This window comes from Actinomyces gaoshouyii (assembly GCF_002076915.1).
In the GTDB taxonomy this organism is placed as follows: Bacteria; Actinomycetota; Actinomycetes; order Actinomycetales; family Actinomycetaceae; genus Actinomyces; species Actinomyces gaoshouyii.
On record NZ_CP020468.1, the window covers coordinates 2070763 to 2092266 of the forward strand.

The window sequence follows — 21504 nt, forward strand, 5'->3', positions numbered from 1 at the left end:
GACTCATCCCCATGAGCCCAGCAGTTCTGTCCGCGACCGCTCCGTCCCTGCGCCATCACACCGCGCCGCACCCCGCCCCCTGGCGCGACCTCGACCATATCGGGGTCGAGATCTGCCTGGAGAACGTGGCCAGCGTGCGGCTCGCGGTCCGCGCGGGAGCGGACCGCGCCGAACTGTGCGACAACCTCACCGTCGGCGGCACCACACCCTCGATCGGCGCCGTCGAGGCCGCCATCCTGGCCGCCTCCGAGGAGGTCGAGGCCAAGCGCCAGCGCATCGGCGCGCACTGGGCCTCCTCCAAGGACGGCGCCCCCTTCGGCCTGCGCATCATGATCCGCCCCCGCGGCGGCGGCTTCGTCTACGACGGCGACGGCAGGCGCGCGATGATCGCGGACGTCCGCAGGATCGCCGCTCTGTCACGCGAAATGAGCGAGTACACCCGACCGGTGCCCACATCCAACCCGGCCCGGCCGCTGCCCCCGGCCGTGGACCTGGGGATCGTCGTCGGCGGCCTGACGGACGACGGCGCCGTCGACCGCGGTCTCATCCGCCTCCTCAAGGACCTCGCCGACGGCGCCCCCCTGACCTACCACAGGGCCATCGATGCCAGCCGAGATCCCCTGGAGGCCTACCGCGACCTGCGCCGGCTCGGCGTCGACTACGTGCTCACCAGCGGGGCGGCGGACACCGCCCTCGACGGGGCGCGGACGATCGCCGCGATGGTGGCCGAGGAGGGACCGAGGGTCATCGCCACCGGCACGGTGCGCGGCCACAACGCCGCCGAGGTCATCGAGGCCACGGGCGCCGGGGAGATCCACCTGCGCTGCTCCTTCCCGGACCTGCCCCCGCACCTGCCCCAGAACACCGATGAAGAGCAGGTGCGCGAGATCGTCGAGGCGGCGCGTGCCCTGCCGGTCCCGGGCCGGCCGGGCCGCTCAGAGGGCTGAGGGACCCGGGCCGGCGCAGACCGTTCCAGCGCTCAGTCCTCCAAGCCGTCCCGCACGCGCGCCGCAGCGGCCACGAGGTTCCCCAACGAACTCGTGGTCTCCGCATAACCGCGGGTCTTGAGCCCGCAGTCGGGGTTGACCCAGACGCTGCCGGCGCCCAGGGCGTCGACGGCGCGACCGATGAGCTCGGCGCACTCCTCGGTACTGGGCACGCGCGGGGAGTGGATGTCCCACACGCCCGGGCCGAGCTGACGGGTGAAGCCGCGCGCGGCGACGGCCGGAAGGATGTCCATCCTGGAGCGGGAGGCCTCGATCGAGGTGACATCGGCATCCAAGTGATCGACGGCGTCGATGACCACGTCGAACTCCGAGTAGCACAGGTGCGTGTGGATCTGGGTAGCGCTCACCGCCCCGCCGGTGGCGAGGCGGAAGGACCCGACGGACCACTCCAGGTAGGCGGGCTGATCGGCGCGGCGCAACGGCAGGGTCTCGCGGATGGCCGGCTCATCGACCTGGATGACGCCGATGCCAGCGGCCTCCAGGTCGGCCACCTCGGCGCGCAGGGCCAGCCCCAGCTGGTCGGCCACCTCGGCGCGCGGCAGGTCGTCGCGGACGAAGGACCAGGCCATGATCGTCACGGGGCCGGTGAGCATGCCCTTGAGGGGCTTGTCGGTGAGCGACTGGGCGTAGGAGGACCAGGCGACCGTCATCGGGGCGGACCGGGCGACGTCGCCCCACAGGATCGAGGGGCGGGTGCAGCGCGAGCCGTAGGACTGGACCCAGCCGTGCTCGGTGGTGGCGAAGCCATCGAGCAGCTCGGCGAAGTACTGGACCATGTCATTGCGCTCGGCCTCGCCGTGGACGAGCACATCCAGGCCGATCTCCTCCTGGAGGCGCACCACGCGCTCGATCTCGGCCCTCATCTGGGCCTCGTAGCCGGCTGCGTCGAGCTCGCCCCTGCGGTGGGCGGCGCGGGCGTCGCGGATCTGCGGGGTCTGGGGGAAGGAGCCGATGGTCGTGGTGGGCAGGAGCGGCAGACCCAGGCGAGCGTCCTGGAGCGGCTTGCGCTCGGCGTAGGGCGGGCGCTGCCGGTCGGCAGGGGTGATGGCGCCGACGGCGTCGCGCACCTCGGCGCGCCGCACCCCGGGGTGGGTGGCCCGCTGGGCGCGCAGGCTCGCGTCACGGGCGAGCTCATCGGCGATGGCGTCCCTGCCCCCGGCCAGTCCGCGCGCGAGGGTGAGGACCTCCCCCACCTTCTGGTCGGCGAAAGCCAACCAGGAGCGGATGACAGGGTCGAGGGAGGCCTCGCGCTCGACATCGTGCGGGACGTGCTGCAGGGATGTGGAGGTGCCCACGGTCAGGGGCGTTCCCGCGGGCAGGGCGTTCCGCAGGCGCTCGAGGGCGGCCAGAGCCGCCTCGAGGTCCGTGCGCCAGATGTTGCGGCCGGAGACCACCCCGGCGACGACGCTCTTGCCGCCCAGAGCCGCCAGTTCCTCGGCCCGCGGCAGCGCCCCGGCCACGAGGTCCAGGCCCACGGCCTCGATCCCGGTCGCCCCCAGCACGGGCAGGGCGTCGCCGAGCGAGCCGTAGGCGCCGGTGACGAGGACCTGCGGACGCTCGACGATGGCGGCGATCCAGGTGCAGGCCCGGTGGACGGCGGCCAGGATCTCCTCGCGGGGCACGGCCCAGGTGTCGGCGACGAGGGCGGGCTCGTCGATCTGGACCCACTGCGCCCCGGCGGCCCACAGGTCGGCCAGGAGGTGACCATAGGCACCCAGGAGGTCGTCGAGGCGATCGATCGGCCGGAATCCGGGGGCCGCGCCGTCGGCGGGCTTGGAGGCGAGCAGGTAGGTGACCGGGCCGACGATGACCGGCCGGGGATCCGGCTCACCCGCGGCGAGGGCCTCCAGGACCTGGGCGGCGGGCCCGTCCGTGGGGTCGATGGCGCCGAATCCGGGGACGTAGTCGAGGGGGGTGGAGTCGTCGATCTCGGGGACGAGGTAGTGGTAGTTCGAGTCCATCCACTTCGTCATCTCCTGCGCCGCGAGGTCCCCCTGGCCGCGCGCCACGGTGAAATGACCCTCGAGACCCAGGCCGGGGTGCCCATGCCCGGCCCCGCCGCGCAGGTGGGCGAAGCGGGGCGGCACGGCGCCCAGGGCGCTCGTGACTTGGAGGACCTGGTCGTAGTAGGCGAAGTCGGCGGGAACGGCGGCCGGCCCCGCCAGTCCCAGGCCGCGCAGGCGCTCACGGGTGGCGCGGCGCAGCCCGGCGGCGGCGGCGCGCAGCTCATCGGCGCTGGTGGCTCCCTTCCAGTAGGACTCGACGGCGCGCTTGAGCTCGCGGTCGGGCCCGATGCGCGGATAGCCGAGGATGGTGGCGGCGGGCAGAGGCGTGGAGGGGGCGGGCGTGGTCGGCGTGGTCATGGTCGTCGCTTTCGTCGTCGAGGTTCAGGGGCGCGCGGGACCGGCGTGAGCCGGCTCGGGCATTCGACGATCACCACCGGGCGTGGCGTTGAGGTAGGCGCGACGCACGTCGCGCTGCATGGATGTCGAGACGCGCTCGCCGCCGAGGATGCCGCCCAGACGCAGCTGGCTGACGACGTCGAGGGCGGGGCGGGTGCGGTTGAAGGTGTAGAGGTGGATGCCGGGGGCACCGCCGTCGAGGACCTCGGTGGCCAGCCTGAGGGTGGCGTCGATGCCTCGCGTGACGGTCTGAGCTCCCCGGGCGGGCCCGAGGCTGGCGGCGAGCCCCTCGGGGATGGGCACGCCGGTGAGGTCGGCCAGGCGGGAGAGCCGGGCGAGGTCGGTCATCGGCAGGATGCCCGGCAGCAGGGGCATGGAGACACCGCAGTAGGTGGCGGCGCGGGCCAGCGAGAGGTAGTCCTCGGGATCGTAGAAGACCTGGGTGATGGCCAGGTCCGCGCCGGCAGCCTGCTTGGCGGCGAGGATCTCAACACCGCGCCCGTGGTCGAGCACCGCCGGATAGGCGGCGACGGCGATCGTGAGGTGGCGCTCGCCGTCGTCGAAGTAGTCGGCCTCGACCTCCCGGATGACGCGCACGAGGTCCTCGGCGTGGGCGAGCTCGCCGGGCAACTCGTCGGCGTCGTGCCCGCGGGGAGGGTCGCCGCGCAGGGCCAGGAAGCGGCGCACGCCCAGGGCCAGGAAGAGGCGGACGATCTCCACGACGTCGCGCTTGCGGTAGCCGATGCAGGTCAGGTGCGCCATGAGCGGGGTGCAGGAGCGCGCCAGCACGTGGGTGACGACGTCCTCGGCGGGGTTGTGCTCGCGGATGACCCGCACGGCGGGCTCGGCGGGGCGGGTTCCCAGGACGAAGGTCGGCCGGTAGGTGACGGAGACGAAGTCCGGGGCGGTGGCCAGCAGTCGGTCCAGGGCACTCCAGGTCTGTGAGGCTGCGGCGCCGGCGCGGGGCGGGAAGAGCTCGAGGGAGAGCGTGGGCGGCCCGTGCGGGGCGGGCGCCGAATCGTCTGGGGTGCTCGACATGTCTTCTCCATCGGTCCTGGCGGAAGCACCCTCAGGGGTTGCTGCGACGTCGTTGAGCCAGGTCTCTCGATCGCTCTGGATGGGTGCCCATATCCTGCCAGGGCCGCGCGCGGGCCGACCCTCCGGGTCCGTTCTCTGAGACGCGGTGTCACGCCGTGGGAGTCCGCGCGCGCCGCGCTGCGGCGGCAGTCACGCTTCGAGCGCAATCGGCTGATCTCCCCCTGTGGGGGGATGGTCGGGGCGACGGCGCTGCCCTACCTTGTGCTCATGGCTCATCAGCGCATCGAGGCGCGTATCGACACCGCCCGGGGCATCGGCCTCGCGGTAGAACTCGTACTACCCGCCGGCGTCCCTGACCTCGACCCTGACGATGGACGACAAGTGGCGGACACCGGCGGCGCGATGCCCGAGCGCCCCGAGGCCATCGTCATCCTCGCCCATGACTTCCTCGCCGACCGCCACGGGCCCGGCCACAGCCTCGACCGGATCGCCGCCACTTACAGGGAGGCGGGTCTGGCGACCCTCCAGTTCGACTTCTCGGGCCTGGGCGCCTCCGACGACGACATCATCACCCTTGCTGGCGAGGTCGCCGATCTCCAAGCGGTGTGCGGATGGCTCACCCACCTGGGCTACGCGCGCCAGGGGATCCATGGGCACGGCCTGGGGGCCACGGCGGCGCTCATCGCCAGGCCGGAGCAGGTGCGCACGGTGGTGGCCGTCGGCGCGATCGTCGGGCCGCAGTCGATCCTGTGGGAGGAGGTCTTCTCCTCCATCCAGCTCGACGAGCTCGCCAAGCACGGCATGACCCGCCTGCCGGATGACAACCCCAATGACCGTGCCTGGGATGTCCTGACCAAGGAGACCCTGGCGGACGTGTCGATGCAGCGCTCCGACGGCGTCATGGAGGGCCTGCCCTGGCCGATCCTCATGGTGCACGGCGCGCAGGTCGAGGAGTCCTCCGACGCCGCCGACGAGGCCGCCAAGGGATTCCCCCTCCTGCCCGACGGCTCGCGCATGCTTCAGATCCACTCCTCGGGCGAGGAGGCCGATGCCGAGCTCGCTCGCGCCGCGGTGGACTGGATGGCCCTGCGCCTGCGCTAGTGCCCGCGACGCCCGCGCTAGCCCTCTCACGAGTTCGTGACTTTCGGCGACGAGCCCGCCCCCTGGACCACCTGCGCTCTCCCGACACGTCTGGGACGGTTGGGCGCCGTGGCCTCTGGCTCGGGACGCCGAAAGCACCGTCCGGCGCTCTGAGGCATCGGTGAGCCCCGAGGGCATCGCGGGGAGCGCTGCCCACCGGCGGCCCAGTGCCGCCTCCTTGACGTCTTCCTCCCCGATGCGCCCCCTCCGGCGACTCGGGCTGGAAAGTGCTGCGCCCGCCCTGCTCGGCCCGCGCGCCCCGCCGCATGGGGGACAATAAGCGGCCTATGGATAACACCAGTGCTGCCGGCGACGCCGGTGAGGGCCACGGACACCAGCAGGGGCGCCGCGATCGCCGCGACTCGGGCGGGCACCGGGAGGACGGGGCCCGTCGGGGGCGCCGCCCCGCCCAGCAGCAGGACGGGCATGGCCGTCCGCCCCACGGGAATCGCCAGGGCAGGCGCCCCAGGCGCCCCTGGGCGGGTTTCACCGCGGATCAGCTCTCCGAGCGCACGGCTTCCGTCCCGGAGATCGTCTACCCCGATGAGCTGCCCGTCACCGCCCGCCGCGCTGAGATCGCCGAGGCCATCCAGCACAACCAGGTGGTCATCGTGGCCGGGGAGACCGGGAGCGGCAAGACCACGCAGATCCCCAAGATCTGCCTGGAGCTCGGCCGCGGCATCACCGGGATGATCGGCCATACCCAGCCCCGCCGCATCGCCGCCCGCTCCGTGGCCGAGCGCATCGCCGACGAACTGGGCACCCGCATCTCCTCCGAGGGGATCGTCGGCTACCAGGTGCGCTTCACCGAGGAGGTCGGGGCGCGCACCCTCATCAAGCTCATGACCGACGGCATCCTCCTGGCGGAGATCCAGTCCGATCCCACGCTCGCCCGCTACGACACGATCATCGTGGACGAGGCCCACGAGCGCAGCCTCAATATCGACTTCATCCTGGGTTACCTCGCCCGGCTCCTCCCGAGCCGCCCCGATCTCAAGGTCATCATCACCTCGGCCACCATCGACTCCGAGCGCTTCGCCGAGCACTTCGGCGCCGAGCCCCCACGCCCCGACGGCCTCGCCGTGCCGGATGACGGCGCCCGATCCGACGGCACCGCTCCCACCGCCGCGCGCGTGCCCGCCCCGATCATCGAGGTCACGGGCCGCACCTACCCCGTCGAGATCCGGTACCGGCCCCTCAGCGCGGACGAGCCCGACAACGGCGCGGATGCAGCCGATGACACCGACCGCGCCCCCCGGGCCGGGCGCGCCAAGCGGCCGGAGCCCGCTCCCCGGGAGGACCGCGACCAAGTCACGGGCATCCTCGACGCCGTCGACGAGCTCCTGGCCACCGGCCCCGGCGACATCCTCGTCTTCCTCGCGGGCGAGCGGGACATCCGTGACACCGAATCGGCCCTGGCCGATCACCTCGGGCCGCGCCTCGCCGTCGACGGGCGCTCACGGCTGCCCGGAGGGGTCGAGGTGGTGCCCCTGTACTCTCGTCTGAGCGCCGCCGAGCAGCACCGCGTCTTCGAGCCGCACTCGACGCGCCGGATCGTCCTGGCCACGAACGTCGCCGAGACCTCGCTGACGGTGCCCGGCATCCGCTACGTCATCGACCCGGGCCTGGCCCGCATCTCGCGCTACTCCAACCGCACGAAGGTCCAGCGCCTGCCCATCGAGCCGATCAGCCAGGCCAGCGCCAACCAGCGCTCGGGGCGCTGCGGGCGCCTGGCCGACGGCGTCGCCATCCGCCTCTACTCCGAGGCCGATTTCGACTCCCGCCCCCAGTACACCGAGCCGGAGATCCTGCGCACCTCGTTGGCCAGCGTCATCCTTCAAATGGCGGCCCTGGGGCTGGGCGCGGTGGAGGACTTCCCCTTCATCGACGCCCCGGACCGACGGGCCGTGCGCGACGGCATCGCCCTGCTCGCAGAGATCGGCGCGATCGACCCCGACGGCGCCGCGCGCGCCCAGGGGCCGCGCCTCACCACCGTCGGGCGCCGCCTGGCGCGCCTGCCGATCGACCCGCGCCTGGGGCGGATGCTCCTGGAGGCCGGCGAGCTCGGCTGCGCCGGGGAGGTGCTCGTCATCGTCGCCGCCCTGTCCATCCAGGATGTCCGCGAGCGCCCGGTGGACAAGCAGGAGGCCTCTGACGCCCTGCACCGCCGCTTCGCCGACCCCACGAGCGATTTCCTGACCTACCTCAACCTGTGGCGCTACCTGCGCACGCAGTCCCGCGAGCTGTCCGGCTCGGCGTTCCGCCGCATGTGCCGCGCCGAGTTCCTGCACTACCTGCGGATCCGCGAGTGGCAGGACGTCCACGCCCAACTGCGGCAGATGTCGCGGCAGCTGGGGCTCAACGCCTCCCCCGTCGAACTGCCGACGGCGCGCGCCATCCGGGCCGCCGGGGAGGCCCTGGAGCCCGGCTCGCACGCCGCCCAGATCGCCCACGGGGATGTGGCGGCCGCCGTCGTGGCGCTCGGGCGCAGCGCCGACACCCCCGACGCCGACGCCATCCACCGCTCCCTGCTGGTGGGGCTGCTGTCCAATGTGGGCAACTGGGATGAGCGGCGCCGCGAGTACGCCGGGGCGAGGGGCACGCGCTTCACGATCTGGCCCGGCTCGGGGCTGCGCCGCAAGACCTACGACTGGGTGATGACGGCGGAGCTGGTGGAGACGTCCCGGCTCTTCGCGCGCACCGTAGCGAAGGTCGACGAGCGGTGGATCGAGGAGGCGGCCGGGAGGGCGGGCCTGCTGCGCCGCGTCCACGGCGAGCCCTACTGGTCCACGCGACGCGGGGCCGCGATGGTCCACGAGAAGGTCATGCTCTACGGGATGACGCTCGTAGCGGACCGCCCCTCCACGCTGGCATCGGTGGGCACGGAGTCGGCGCGGCAGGTGGCCCGGGAGATGTTCATCCGCTCCGGGCTCGTCGAGGGCGGCTGGCACGCCCGGCACGGCTTCGTGGAGCGCAACCGGGAACTGCGCGAGGAGCTGGAGGATGTGGAGCGGCGGCGCCGCGAGCACGGCCTGCTGGCCAGTGACGAGGCGCTGTTCGACTTCTACGACGACCGCCTGCCCGAGAACATCCACGGTGCCGCCGACTTCGACGCCTGGTGGAAGCGGGAGCGGAGCCGCCGCCCGGACCTGCTGGACTTCACGCGAGAGCTGCTGCTGCCCGACGATGACGACGCCACGGGCTACCCGGACACCTGGACGCAGGGGGACCTGACCCTGGGCCTGGAGTACGTCTTCGAGCCGGGGCGCCATGACGACGGCGTCACCGTGCGGGTGCCGATTGAGGTGCTGGGGCGCCTGGAGCCGACCGGCTTCGACTGGCTCGTGCCGGGGATGCGCCCCGAGCTCGTGGTGGCCACGATCCGAGCACTCCCCAAGCGAGTACGCCGCCAGCTCGTCCCCGCCCCGGATGTGGGCGCGCAGGCGTGGGCGGTCCTGCAGGAGGAGTACCCGACGCCGCCCGGGGCCTCCTGCCCGGATACGCCCTTCGAGGAGGCCTTCGCCGCGGTGATGGGGCGCCTGCGCGGCGTGGAGATCAGCGACGACGACTGGGCAGAGGCCGCCGAGCGCCTGCCCGATCACCTGTCGATCGCCTTCGCGGCGCTTGACGCGCGAGGGAGGGCCCTGGGGCGCGGCAAGGATCTCGTGGCGCTGCAGAGGCGCCTGTCGGGGCGCACCGAGGAGGCTGTGCGCTCGGCGGTGCGCGGGGCGCTCGCCCAGGCGATGGAGGAGGCGCAGGCCCGCTCCGGCGGGCGCGGCGGTACGCGGGGCCCCGGGACCGGGAAGGAGGGGCAGGGTCGGCAGGGCCCCGGGCGGCGCGGCCGACGCGGGCGCAGGGCCGACGACGGCGCCGATCCCGCGGAGGCGGCGGGCCCGGTCGGCCCGGTGGCGGGCGGCGCCGGGCCGACCGGCATGAGCGCGGGGCTGGCCGAGCGGGCGGGCCTGGAGGAGTGGCCGAGCGGCCTGGCCGGACTCATCGGCCCGGATTCCTCCACGATCCCCGCCACGGTGGAGTCCACCGGCACGGCCGGGCTCGTCGTGCGAGGTTACCCGGCCCTGGTGGCCAGTGGCGGCGCGGCCCGGCTGCGCCCCGGCGGGGCCGGCGGGAGCGGGACTGCCGGCAAGCCCACGGCCCCCACCGCGGATCTGACGATCCTGTCCGACGCCGTCGCCCAGGGCCGGGAGCACCCCGCCGGCGTGATCGCGCTGGCACTGGCGCACGCGGCACTGCCGACGGGCCGGATCACGAGCCGCTGGAGCGGCAGGGAGTCGCTGACGCTCGCGGCGAGCCCTTACCGGTCCACCGAGGCGCTGGTGACCGACCTCCAGCTGGCGGCGGCGCGCGCCGTCGCCGAGCAGTGGGCGTCCGGCACCGGTCGGAGACTCGCCGAGGTGCGCGAGAAGGCCGTTTTCGATGAGCTCGCGGGGGCGATGCGCGAGGGGTTGGAGGACGGGGTCCACCGGATCGCCCTCATCGTGGTGCGCGTACTGGAGGCCCAGCGGGAGGTTCAGGACGCGGTGGACGCGCATACCTCGCTCGCGCTGCTGACCACGCTGCAGGAGGTGCGCGAGCAGGCCGCCGCGCTCATCGCCGATGGATTCATCACCGCCACGCCCGCCAGCCGGCTGCAGCACCTGCCCAGGTACCTGAAGGCGCTGGCGATGAGAGTGGAGCGGGCGGCCTCCTCGCCGTCGGCGGCATCGCAGGACGCGGCCCTGGCCCACCAGGCGCGCGAGGCCCTGGCAGGGATCGAGCGGGCGCGTGAGCGGACTGCGGCGCTCCCGCCGGATGCGGCGCGCGAGGCTGCGCTGGCCGAGGCGCGGTGGATGGTGGAGGAGCTGCGGGTGAGTCTGTTCGCCCAGACGCTGGGAACCTCCCAGAAGGTCAGCCCCCAACGCATCTCCAAACTCCTCGCCACCATCTAGCCCCACCGCCCATCGCCCCTCCCTATCAGCGAGACCGGTCGAAAATAGGAGCGAGACCGGTCCGCGGACCGGTCTCGCTCCTATTTTCGACCGGTCTCGCTGGAGGGGGGCGGGTGCCTCAGCATCAGGCCGGCCGCAGGCCCTCGGCAGCCAGCGCCGCCCGAGCCCTGCCCCAGCGGCGGTCGTCGCGGAAGGCGAGCCAGAGGGAATCGAGCCCCCGATCGGCGACGGCGGCGTAGAAGGCCTCCGGCCCGCGCTCAGCGCCGCGCCCCAGGGCCCGGGCGCTGACGATCTCCTCCTCGGTCCGACCGCCACCCACATGCGCGATGAAAGCGCGCCGATCGGACCACGCGGCGCCAGGATCGCTCTCGTCGAGGTGGAGCCAGCGGTGCCCGGGCGCGATCCCGAGCGCGTCGTCACCCTCGACGGGCGGGGCGATTGGCCCCGTCCAGTCCCGGCCGGCCCGGGTTGCGAGGATCGAGGCGGGCCAGACGACGCCGGTGTCCACGTCCAGCCAGACGCCGTCGCGCTGCCCGCCGGCGGCGATGGAGGTCACCAGTGCTCCCAGGCGCAGCGGTAGGGGCGAGCCGGCGGGGCGCTCCCCGCGCAGCCGGGCCATGATCAGCTCGGCGAGAACGTCGTCGCCGGGCCAACCGCGCAGCTCGAGCTGGGTGATGGTGGAGAGCATCGCGGCGGTCATCGGCTCGCACAGCGCGTAGCCGGGCCCGTTGCTGGCGCGCCAGGTGCCCGCCAGGCAGGCGCCGACCTGCTGGAGGACGTGGCGGCAGTCGGCGCCGGTGAGGGCGGACACGAGCGAGGGGATATCGCGCCTGGCCCAGGCCCTGCGCACCGCGCCGACGTCGACGGGCTCGGCCACGGACGCACCGAACTCCTCCAAGAACTCCAGGTGCCGGGGACGGCCCCGCTCGCCGCGCGGGCCCCGCGGGGCCCGAGGCTCCTCACGATCCGGCTGGTCCCGGCGATCCCTGGCCTCGGCGCGCTCGGCGGCCCTGCGAGCACGGCGGCTCGACCCCGGCTCGAAGGCCTCGGGCGCGGGCCGCGCCCCGCCGGCCCCATTCCCCTCATCATCGACGCGGCGGCCCCCTGCGCCCCGGTGGCGCTCGGCGTCGGGCCGAATCCGGCCGTACTGATCCGGCAGGTCGCCCCAGCCGCGGATCGGCTGCGGACCGGTGATCCGCGGGCCGATGAGCTGATCGACACCGATCTTGTCGGTGACGGTGCAGCGGTAGACCCACCGATCGGACAGGTCGAAGACGTAGCGCATCGTGTCCCCGCGCCCCAGGAGCGGCTTGACCGCGGTGGTGCCGGGCAGGACGCGGTCGAGGATGGGACCGCCGGTGGCGGCCCGGGTCGCGAGGTCGCGCTGGGGGGCGTCGTCGATGATGCGGGTGCCATCCGCGAGGGCGAACTCGTGGTGGTGGGCCCGGTCCCAGCGGGCGAAGGCGAGATCGATGGCGCGGGCGAGCTCGGCGAAGGTGGTCGACGGCGGAGCGATGAGGTCACGCCCAGGGGGCGGGTCGAGGTCAATGCCGCGACCGCCCAGGAGCTCCACGGTGATGACCTGCCAGCGTCTCGCCATGGTCCCGATGCTGCCATAGCCTCGCGGGGCGCGCATGGGCCCCAACCTGGGAAAATCCTGGGGCTGCGCCGTACGGCCCGCTCATGCCCCACCCACCTGCGGCAAGATGCGGACAACCGGCGGACGTGGCACTGAGCACGATCCCGCGGGGCACGATGCGCGGTCGGGGAGCGCACGGCTCCACCACTTAGCGGCTCACAGCACCGAGGACATGAGTCGGCAGACATTGTCGATGTAGCGCAGGTAGCGGGGCTCGGCGGCCCACTGCTCAGCGGTCAGCTCCTCGGAGACGGCCCGGTAGGCATCATCGTTGGCGCGCAGGAGATCGTCGAGGTCCCCGCCGAAGGCCAGCAGCATGACCTCGTAGTTGAGGGTGAAGCTGCGGAAGTCCATGTTGGACGAGCCGATGACCGCCACCTCGCCGTCCACCGTCATGTACTTGGAGTGCAGGACGGTGGGCGGGGGGTAGCGGAAGATCCGCACCCCGGCGGCCAGCAGCGCCGGGTAGTAGGAGCGCTGGGCGTGGTTGACGATGAACTGGTCGGACTCCTTGCCGACGAACAGCTCCACCCGCACGCCCCGGTAGGCGGCCGAGGTGATCGCGGCCAGCAGCGCCTCGTCGGGGATGAAGTAGGGGCTGGTGATGGACACCCGCCGGGTCGCCCCCTGGATGAGGGACAGGAACATCCTCAGGTTCGGCTCCAGGGGGTAGCCGGGCCCGGACGGCACGAGCTGCATGGCGTTGACGACGGCGTCGGGCCGCCCGGGACGGGGCGCGGCGGAGCCCACGGTGGGCGCGGGCTCCTGGCCCACCTCGGGAATGGCCTCGGGCAGGGCCTCGGCGATGGTGGAGGTGGAGCGCTTGTGAACGGGCCGGGAGACGCCGGGCTTGCGCTTGCGAGCGGGACTCAGGGCGAAGACGTCGAGGAGCTCGTCGGCCTCGAAGAGCCAGTCCATGGCGAAGACGGCCTGCGCCTCGGCGACGATCGCTCCTGTGACCTCCACGGTGAGGTCCTTCCAGACGCGCCCCGCCCGGCGGTTGCGGCGCAGCAGATAGGTGGGGTCGATGATGTTGTGGGAGCCGATGAAGGCCCGCTCATTGTCGATGATGAGGAGCTTGCGGTGATTGCGCAGGTCGGGGCGGCGCCAGCGCAGCCGGAAGGGCAGGAGGGGCATCATGAGCCACCACTCGATGCCCGCCGCGCTCAGGCGCTTGCCCAGGGTCTTCCAGCCGGGGTACTTGCGGCTGCCCAGGTGGTCGAGCAGGAGGCGCACCTTGACGCCCCGAGCGGCGGCGCGCTCCAGCGCGCTGTAGAAGACGTCGGTGACGTCATCCCAGGACTGGATGTAGCACTCGACGCTCACCGAGGTGGTGGCCCCGTCGATGGCGCGGGCCATGGCGGCGTAGGTGGCCGCGGAGTCATCGTGCAGGGCGATGACCTCCCCGGTGAGGCAGGGCAGCCCGGTCAGGCGCCGGTTCATGCGCAGGATCGACTCGAGGTGCCTGGACTCGCTGGCCCCGGGCGGGGCGTCGGGCAGGTGCGCGGTGTAGCGCAGCGCCATCTCGTTGACCTCGACCTGCTGGCGGTAGCGCTTGCCGGTCACGCGCGGGCTGCCCAGGAGCAGGTAGAGGGGGAGCCCGACGACGGGCAGGAGGAAGATGAGGATGAGCCAGGCCGTCGACGACGACGGACGGCGGTTCTCGGGGATGGTCCCCAGGGCGATGATCTTGATGACATACTCGATGACGACCCACGCGGTGGCGAGGGAGGAGGGGAGCGTCATCAGCCTCATGGGCGCATGATGCCACGTGGCGGGCATTGTCAGGGGCAGGCCCGCGAGCACCGCCGGCCCGGACCGATCAGCCAGTGACGAGCGGGGAGCCGAAGAAGGCGCGGTAGTAGCCGTAGAAGTTCCAGTTCCCCCAGGTCGTGCAGTCATCCCCGCCGGAGGCAGCGGCGTCGTTGGTCAGATAGGGGGTGTAGTTGTAGAGCCCAGCGGTGGCCTGGTTGGCGGCCGTCACCTCCCCGGACCCGCAGGAGCCGTCCGGGGAGTATGCGATCGTCGTCGGCGTCCCGGCGACGAAGGCGTAGCCGCCGGGGTCGAGGCGGTAGCGCTGGAACTGCCCGGCGGCGCCGTAGAGCTGGGCGAAGAACCCGGCGAAAGCCGGGTCGCACTGGCCACCGTCGGGGCAGGCGTAGCCGGTGGCGGCCTCGTAGTCGTGGGCCGTGAGACGGCTGCCGGAGGCGGTGAGGAGGCCCTGCTCCTTCTGGATGAGCACGAGGAGGACCCGGGGGTTGATGCCGCAGGCCGAGGCGACGCGGGAGATGATGCGGGCGGCGCTCTGCCCGCCGGCGGCGATGTAGCCGCCGGGGCAGGTATCACTGACCTCGCGGGTCTGGGTCTCGAAGACGGCGTCGGCGAGGCAGGGCGTGCCGTCGCGCCCCGGGACGCAGCCCTCGTTGACCTCGGCGATGAAGGCGGCGATCTCCTCCTCGCTCATGGCCTCGGACTCGTAGAAGACCTCGTCGTCGATGATGCGGGAGGCGGTGTAGCCGGTCATGTCCGGGAAGACGGGCGCCGGCCCCGCGGCCTCGGGCGTGGCGGTCGCCCCGTCGCCGAGCGCTATGATCCGGCCCCGGAGGGACAGGGCCAGGACGGCGACGAGCACCGTGATGAGGAACGACAGGATGAGGACGGTGAGCGGGCCGAACCGGCGACGGCGCCGCGCGGGGGCACGCGAATGGGCACGGGCCGAGGCGCTCGGGCGCTGGCCCGCGCCGCTGGGTTGGTCACGGCGGGAACCGGAGGGTGGAGGGGGCACTGGTGCCATGCTGCCATACTCGGGGCGGGGCCTCACGTCCACGGGGCGTCAGGCCTGCGCCCTGGGGACCGTGGGGGCCGGCCGTACCCTTGATCCGTGGATCCTCACGACGCCTCGGCCCTCGCCCGCGACCTCATGGACGCGCACGGCCTGCACGATTGGGAGCTGGCTCTGGACCGCGCCCGGCGCCGCGCGGGCCAGACCGATCACGCCCGGCGCCGCATCAGCCTGTCGCGCGCGCTGATGACCCTCTACTCGCCCTCCGAGGCGCGCGAGACGATCCTGCACGAGATCGCCCACGCACGGGTGGGGCCGGGCCATGGTCACGACGCCGTGTGGGTGGCGGAGGCCCGGCGCCTGGGCGCGAGCGGCAAGCGGCTGGTCGCCTCGGACGCGCCGAGCCTGCCCGGCCGGTGGGTGGGCATCTGCCCGGTGGGCCACGCGGTCGACCGGATGCGCCGCCCTCGTCGGCCGATGTCCTGCGCGCGCTGCAGCGGGCGCTTCGATCCCGCGCACCTGCTGCGCTGGGAGTTCGACGGCGCCCCCGTGGCGCCCGAGCGGATCAGCGCCGAGTACGAGCGGGCGCTGCGGTGCCGGCATACGTCGTTGTAAAGCGAGTGAATCCGTGCGATAGAGGCATGAGCAAAGAACCGACCATTGAAGAATGCGATCGAGCTCGCCAAGCGCGCACGAGAGGAGCGGATCAACGCGATCCGCAGTGTCGGTGAAGCGCGCCAGAACCTCGCGGATGTCCGCGAGGTCACCGAGCGCGAGCTGGCCGAGCTACGGGCGAAGATCACCGAGCGCGTTCGTGAGGCTGAGCAAGCTGATGTGAAGGCGTACCAACGCGGCGCTGAGCGCCGGTTGGTCTGTCGACGAACTGCGCAAGATCGGGTGCTCGGAGCCCGACAAGAAGAAGCGCATGCGCCGCCGCTCCTCGGGGCGGACGGCGTCTTCCCCCTCCGAGAGCGGTCCAAGTGATGCCACCGTGAACGATGGGGAGGGTCCGTCTTTAGGTGCGTAGCGTCACCCTCTGTCCACACGCAGCTGAGCGAACACCGCCACGATACCGAACAGGGCACGCCCCATCGGCGTTGTGGTGTCGATGTCCGGCTCACTCAGACTGCGGATGTTCACGCCGCGCTCGGCCAGGTCGTTGATCGTCTCAATGGCCATCTTCTCGCTGCCCGCGATGCGATCTAGCCGGCGCACGACGAGCGTGTCGCCCTCACGCAGGTAGTCCAGGCACGCGATCCACTGCGGACGGTCCCTGACCCTGCTCGACTCGCCACGATCAACGAACACCCGCATCGCTCCCGCAGCGCGCAGCTCAGCCTCCTGAGCAGCTGGATTCTGCTCGCGAGTCGACACTCGCGCATAACCCACGATGCTCGTCACCGCTCTACTCCCCCGGGCCCCGCCCCATAGCCGGTGCGGTAGGCACCACGCGGCTGGTTCGTGCCGGCGGCAAGCCGCCCGATCGCCTTCGAGGGCGACTGCGGATAACTCGCACTCAGCGACGACCGCGTGCGGCTGACGCCGCGAGTACTCTCCCGCCGGTCTAGGCCACGAATACTTGCCGCCCACACCTTGGTACGTGCCTTAACGGCGTCGAGCTGGCTGGCTGTCAGACCGTAGACCTGCACCTCCTCGGGCTGGATGCGTTCCACGTTGTCGAGGTTCTGGGTGAACCATCCCAAGTCGAAGCCGGCATCCTCGCCGGCGACCTCCAACGCCAGACGCGTGATGTGCCGCTGCTCCTCCTGGTCACCGCTCATACGACCACTCGAAGCTGGGGGAACCGTCCCTCCCACAGGCTGCGCACGCGTGGATCCATGTTCAGGATCGGCCACGCCTCAATGAGCCGATCCCGGTTCATCAAGCGGCACTGCTGGTCGGCAGTCCCCTCGGCGAGCAGCGCCTGATAAGCCATACGACGCCAGCCCGGGTTCGACACGTCCACACCGAGCCGATCAGCCTGCCAGCGCACCCAGTGAGGCAGGTCGATAAGCCCGTCGTAGGGCCCGCGCAGTCCGTCGAGCGACGTGGGTACGTCATAGGGCTTGACGTCGCGGAACCGTACGCGAGTCGCTGTTACCTCAGCCATGAGGCACCCCCTCTCAATGCTCGAGCCTCCATTCCCGTCGTGCTCAAAAACGGTCTAGCAACAGTTTTGGGCAGCATTGGTTTCGGCCCTGAGTTTCGGACCGGCGTGCCGACCTTCATCAGCTCCCGGCCGGTGTCGGCTCAGAAACGATCGTTATCGGGCCAGGGGCACAGCACGGGCACTCGCGAGAAGCCTCGCGGGTGCCGTCCTCGCTGAACTGCATCTCTGAGTGCTCATACGAGCCGTTGGCGTGAGTGATCGCGGCAAGTACCAGGGCAGTCATCTAACGCTCGAGGCCGGGCACGTCCTCGGACAGGTCGACGGCAGGGCCGCTCAGCAGCGACGCGGCGATGCGCGCCAGGCGTTGCTCTCCTCCCAACCAGGCGCCGGTCTCGCGCAGCAGTTCGTCAACGTCGATCCATGCAATGTCGCCGTCTCGGGTGATCCAGGGCGCGCCGTCGTAGACGGCTCGGCCGGATCGGATCAGCGCCGAGTACGAGCGGGCGCTGCGGATGCTGCCCGGGACACTCTTCCCCGAGAGCGCTATCGCACTGACCCGCTGGGCAGTGACTCGGGCGGCCCCGGTCAGGAGAGATGCTGGAGATGGCCGTCAGGACCCTTGACCCCGGCCATGAGGACGAGCCCGGCGATGAGCACCGTCATGATGCCGAGGATCCCCCAGTGGCCGGCGCCCTGCCCCACGAAGCACGCCCCCACCCAGATCGCCGCCCCGTACAGGGCGGGGGCGAGGAAGGAAGCGGCGCGCCCCGTCGTCGCGTACAGCCCGAAGATCTCGCCCTCGCGTCCGTCCGGGATGAGACGGGCGAGGAAGGTGCGCGAGGCCGACTGGGCGGGTCCGACGCAAGCGGACAGTGCCAGGCCGAGCGCCCAGAACACGGCCTTCCCGCCGTCATGGAGGAGGAAGAGGGCGTTGCCGGCCACGACGAGGATGACCAGTGAGCCCATGATGACCCGCCGCGGCCCGATGAGGTCGTCGAGGCGACCGCAGGCGATCGTGGCGATGCCGGCCACCACGTTGGCGGCGACGGCGAACTGGATGACCTGGGCGTCGGAGAAGTCGAAGATGGTGCGGGCGATGATGCCGCCGTAGGCGAAGACCCCGGCGAGCCCGTCCCGGAAGATCGCCGAGGCCAGGAGGAACCGCAGGACGTTCGGGTGGGAGCGGTACAGCGAGCGCAGGGTGCGCCACAGGTGCCGGTAGGACGCGAGGATCGACTCGTGGCGCCCGGCACCGATCACGCCCCCGGTGCTGGGGATATCCCCGGGCTCCGCCGGCTCCGTCCCCATCTCGGGGATCCGCCTGGCGCTATCCGCCCCGGGATCGCCCGCCGCGGGCTCTTCGAGCCGACGGCGCCGCTTGGCGGCGCTGGACTGGGTGAGCAGGACCGGGATCGCCGAGATCCCGAACCAGGCGGCGGCCATGAGCATGGCCACGCGGACGTTGAGGCCGTTGGCGCTGGTCACGCCAAACCAGCCGACCTCGGGGCTGATCAAGCCCGCGTAGACCACGAGCAGCAGGACGATCCCGCCCAGGTATCCCATGCCCCAGCCGATCCCGGAGACCGCGCCGATCCGCTCCTTGGCGGTCACATGGGACAGGAGCCCGTTGTAGTTGACGGAGGCGAGCTCGAAGAAGAGATTGCCCACGCCCATGAGCACGATCCCCAGCCACAGGTAACCGGGAGCGGGCTTGACGAGGAACAGCGCGGCGGAGACGGCCACAACCAGCGCAGTGTAGATCCCCAGGGAGACGACGGCCCGCCCGTCGCGATCGGCCCTCTGCCCCGTGATGGGGGCGAATAGGGCGATGAGCAGGCCGGCGACCGCCATGCCGGCGGACAGCTGCGACTGGTTGGAGGTGGGATCGCCGAAGGACGAGGAGACCAGGTAGGTCGCGAAGACGAAGGTCGTGATAACGGCGTTGAAGGCGGCCGAACCCCAGTCCCACAGCCCCCAGGCGAGAACGGGCCAGGTCAGGAGGCGGGGCTTGGTCTGCCCCCCAGAGGCGATGGTCGCCCCCAGGGATGGATCAGGGGAGGGCATGCCCCGAGCCTACGGTGTGAGCCCTCCGCTCTGCTCGCCCCTGGGGCACAGATGAGACACGGTCCTGTTGGTCATTCCCGCACCTGCCCGTGCCCTCCCGCGCGAGGCGGACGCGCCCTCGCCTACCCGCGCTGGGCGGACGCGCTCTCCTCGGCGGCGAGCAGGGCCTCGACGAGGAGCAGGTCGAACCTTGTGGTCACCTTGAGGGCGCGCGCGTCCCCGGCGACGGCGACGACGTCCACGCCCATCGCCTCGACCAGTCCGGCGTCGTCGGAGGCGGCGAGGCCCTCGCCGACGGCGCGCTGAGCGCCGGCGCGGTGGGCGGCCAGCAGGGTCTCACGCGTGAAGCCCTGGGGCGTCTGGACGGCGCGCAGCCGGGCGCGGTCCGCAGTGGCGACGATCGGCTCGATCGCCTCACCGGGCCGGACCTCCTTGATGGTGTCGGTCACCGGCATAACGGGGATGACGGCCTTGTGCCCCTCGCGCAGGGCGGCGACGACGCGTCGGATGACATCGGGGGGCGTGAGCGCGCGGGCAGCGTCGTGGACGAGTATGAGGGCGGCGTCGGGCTGGGCGCGCAGGGCCGCCTCAAGACCGAGGGCGACACTCGCCTGCCGGGAGGCGGCCGATCCCGCAACCACCTCGACGGCACCGAGATCGGCCACCTCGCGGCGGAATTCCTCGATCCGGCCCTCCGGCGCCGTGACGACGACGCGCTCGAGGGCGCCGGAGGCCAGCAGGCCGTGCACCGCGCGCCGCACGAGCGACTGCCCGGCAAGAGGAACGAGGGCCTTGGGGAGCTCGGCGCCGAGGCGACTGCCCGATCCAGCGGCGGTGACCACGGCGATCACCGGGCAGAGGGCCTCAGGGGCTGCGGCGGTCATGGCGGGGCTCGCTCGGACGGAGCGTGGTAGCCCGGGCGCCGTCAGGCGGCGGCGCCCGAGGCGAGGACCTCGTCGAGGCGGCTCTCGGCCTCGTCCTCGGGGGTCTTCTGCGCCAGGGCGAGCTCGGAGACGAGGATCTGGCGGGCCTTGGAGAGCATGCGCTTCTCACCGGCCGACAGGCCGCGATCGGTGTCCCGGCGGGATAGGTCCCGCACGACCTCGGCGACCTTGATGACGTCGCCCGAGGCGATCTTCTCCTGGTTGGCCTTGAAGCGGCGCGACCAGTTGGAGGGCTCCTCGGTGAACGGGGCGCGCAGGACCTCGAAGACCTTCTCCAGGCCCTTCTCGTCGACGACGTCGCGGACCCCGATGAGCTCGACGGACTCGGCGGGGACGAGGATGGTCAGGTCGCCCTGGGCGACCTCGAGCTGGAGGTAGGTCTTCTCCTCCCCCTTCACCTTGCGCTGGCGAATATCGATGATCCGGGCCGCGCCGTGGTGGGGGTAGACGACGGTCTCTCCGACTTCAAGGGTCATGGGTGAGGTCTCCTCAAGCAAAACAGGAGCCTCAGTTTACCAGTGCGATGCGGCGCGATACCGGGGGAGGTTGCTCACAGCGCGCGATGGCGCCGTGCCCACGGGGCCCGGCGCCATCATCGACGAGCGCGCCCGAGTGCGGGCGCGGGACTCACTTGCCCTGGTTGGCCACGGCCGCGATCTTCGCCTCGGCCTCCGGGTCGAGGTAACGGCCGCCCTTCTTGAGCGGCTGGAGGGTCTCCTCGTCGAGCTCGTAGACCAGCGGGATGCCCGTGGGGATGTTGACGGCGGCGATGTCGTCATCGGAGATGCCATCGAGGTGCTTGACGATCGCGCGCAGGGAGTTCCCGTGAGCGGCGATCATGACGGTCCTGCCGGTCTTGATCTCGGGGACGATCGTGGACTCCCAGTAGGGCAGGAGGCGGGCGAGAACGTCCTTGAGGCACTCGGTGGCGGGAATCGGCTCACCGGCGTAGCGCGGGTCGGCGTCCTGGGAGAACTCACTGCCGAGCTCGATGGCCGGCGGCGGGACGTCGTAGGAGCGGCGCCAGAGCATGAACTGCTCCTCGCCGTACTCGTCGCGGATCTCCTTCTTGTTCTTGCCCTGGAGGGCGCCGTAGTGGCGCTCGTTGAGGCGCCAGTCGCGCTCGACGGGGATCCAGTGACGGTCGGCCGCGTCCAGGGCGAGGTTCGCCGTCATGATCGCGCGGCGCAGCATCGAGGTGAACAGCTTCTCGGGGAGGACGCCAGCCTCCTTGAGGAGCTCGCCGCCGTGGACCGCCTCGGCGCGGCCCTTCTCGGACAGGGGGACGTCGACCCAACCGGTGAACAGGTTCTTCGCATTCCATTCGCTCTCGCCGTGGCGGAGCAGCACAAGGGTGTAAGCCATGGGCTTATCCTGCCAGGCGCGCGCGCCGCGCGCGAGGCCCCAGGTCCCATCCGGGATCATCCGGAAC

At 72.0% G+C, this 21504-nt stretch carries 17 protein-coding genes; 5 read left to right on the plus strand and 12 right to left on the minus strand.

Features of this window, described 5'->3' with window-relative positions:
- Positions 1-11: 11 nt before the first annotated feature.
- Complete coding sequence (locus B6G06_RS08645; protein WP_188640666.1) at positions 12-947, plus strand: copper homeostasis protein CutC; 936 nt, start codon at positions 12-14, stop codon at positions 945-947.
- A gap of 32 nt (positions 948-979) precedes the next feature.
- Here B6G06_RS08645 and metE read toward each other — a convergent pair whose 3' ends face one another.
- Both metE and B6G06_RS08655 read right to left on the minus strand, forming a co-directional pair.
- Positions 980-3370, minus strand: a complete 2391-nt coding sequence (metE, locus tag B6G06_RS08650; RefSeq protein WP_081171890.1) for a 5-methyltetrahydropteroyltriglutamate--homocysteine S-methyltransferase — start codon at positions 3368-3370, stop codon at positions 980-982.
- Between the two features lie 24 nt (positions 3371-3394).
- Positions 3395-4447, minus strand: coding sequence for a methylenetetrahydrofolate reductase (locus tag B6G06_RS08655; RefSeq protein ID WP_081171891.1), 1053 nt, complete (start codon positions 4445-4447; stop codon positions 3395-3397).
- 267 nt (positions 4448-4714) lie between these two features.
- On the opposite strand from B6G06_RS08655, the gene B6G06_RS08660 reads away from it, so the two are divergent.
- A complete protein-coding gene (locus B6G06_RS08660; protein ID WP_081172297.1) occupies positions 4715-5548 on the plus strand; it encodes an alpha/beta hydrolase family protein in 834 nt (277 codons plus the stop codon).
- A 326-nt stretch (positions 5549-5874) separates the two neighbouring features.
- Positions 5875-10533, plus strand: coding sequence for an ATP-dependent RNA helicase HrpA (hrpA, locus tag B6G06_RS08665; protein ID WP_081171892.1), 4659 nt, complete (start codon positions 5875-5877; stop codon positions 10531-10533).
- A gap of 124 nt (positions 10534-10657) precedes the next feature.
- Here hrpA and B6G06_RS08670 read toward each other — a convergent pair whose 3' ends face one another.
- From B6G06_RS08670 to B6G06_RS08680, 3 genes are all read right to left on the minus strand, one after another.
- Complete coding sequence (locus B6G06_RS08670) at positions 10658-12133, minus strand: plasmid pRiA4b ORF-3 family protein (protein WP_164505213.1); 1476 nt, start codon at positions 12131-12133, stop codon at positions 10658-10660.
- Positions 12134-12328: 195 nt separating this feature from the next.
- Positions 12329-13918: a phospholipase D-like domain-containing protein gene (locus B6G06_RS08675; RefSeq protein WP_080462180.1), complete on the minus strand. Its 1590-nt coding sequence runs from the start codon at positions 13916-13918 to the stop codon at positions 12329-12331.
- 76 nt (positions 13919-13994) lie between these two features.
- Complete coding sequence (locus tag B6G06_RS08680; protein ID WP_081171894.1) at positions 13995-14957, minus strand: hypothetical protein; 963 nt, start codon at positions 14955-14957, stop codon at positions 13995-13997.
- A 96-nt stretch (positions 14958-15053) separates the two neighbouring features.
- On the opposite strand from B6G06_RS08680, the gene B6G06_RS08685 reads away from it, so the two are divergent.
- Entirely contained in the window at positions 15054-15569 is a 516-nt protein-coding gene (locus B6G06_RS08685) for a SprT-like domain-containing protein (protein ID WP_081171895.1), read from the plus strand.
- A gap of 45 nt (positions 15570-15614) precedes the next feature.
- Positions 15615-15938: a hypothetical protein gene (locus B6G06_RS08690; protein WP_205635453.1), complete on the plus strand. Its 324-nt coding sequence runs from the start codon at positions 15615-15617 to the stop codon at positions 15936-15938.
- Positions 15939-15983: 45 nt separating this feature from the next.
- Here B6G06_RS08690 and B6G06_RS08695 read toward each other — a convergent pair whose 3' ends face one another.
- From B6G06_RS08695 to B6G06_RS08730, 7 genes are all read right to left on the minus strand, one after another.
- Entirely contained in the window at positions 15984-16355 is a 372-nt protein-coding gene (locus B6G06_RS08695) for a recombinase family protein (protein ID WP_198939966.1), read from the minus strand.
- The gene (locus B6G06_RS10330; RefSeq protein WP_205635454.1) at positions 16352-16735 is read right to left on the minus strand and encodes a hypothetical protein; all 384 of its coding nucleotides are present in this window, start codon (positions 16733-16735) and stop codon (positions 16352-16354) included. The genes B6G06_RS08695 and B6G06_RS10330 overlap by 4 nt, the downstream gene beginning before the upstream one ends.
- Positions 16732-17064 carry a transcriptional regulator gene (locus B6G06_RS08705; RefSeq protein ID WP_081171896.1) on the minus strand — a complete coding sequence of 111 codons (333 nt, stop codon included), beginning with the start codon at positions 17062-17064 and terminating at the stop codon, positions 16732-16734. The genes B6G06_RS10330 and B6G06_RS08705 overlap by 4 nt, the downstream gene beginning before the upstream one ends.
- Before the next feature lie 585 nt (positions 17065-17649).
- Entirely contained in the window at positions 17650-19128 is a 1479-nt protein-coding gene (locus B6G06_RS08715; protein ID WP_081171897.1) for an MFS transporter, read from the minus strand.
- 122 nt (positions 19129-19250) lie between these two features.
- Positions 19251-20012 (minus strand): 2-C-methyl-D-erythritol 4-phosphate cytidylyltransferase, encoded by a 762-nt coding sequence (gene ispD, locus B6G06_RS08720; RefSeq protein ID WP_125898908.1) that lies wholly within the window; start codon positions 20010-20012, stop codon positions 19251-19253.
- A 41-nt stretch (positions 20013-20053) separates the two neighbouring features.
- Complete coding sequence (locus tag B6G06_RS08725; RefSeq protein WP_080462185.1) at positions 20054-20548, minus strand: CarD family transcriptional regulator; 495 nt, start codon at positions 20546-20548, stop codon at positions 20054-20056.
- Between the two features lie 151 nt (positions 20549-20699).
- Entirely contained in the window at positions 20700-21437 is a 738-nt protein-coding gene (locus B6G06_RS08730; RefSeq protein WP_077240613.1) for a phosphoglyceromutase, read from the minus strand.
- Positions 21438-21504 lie beyond the last annotated feature (67 nt).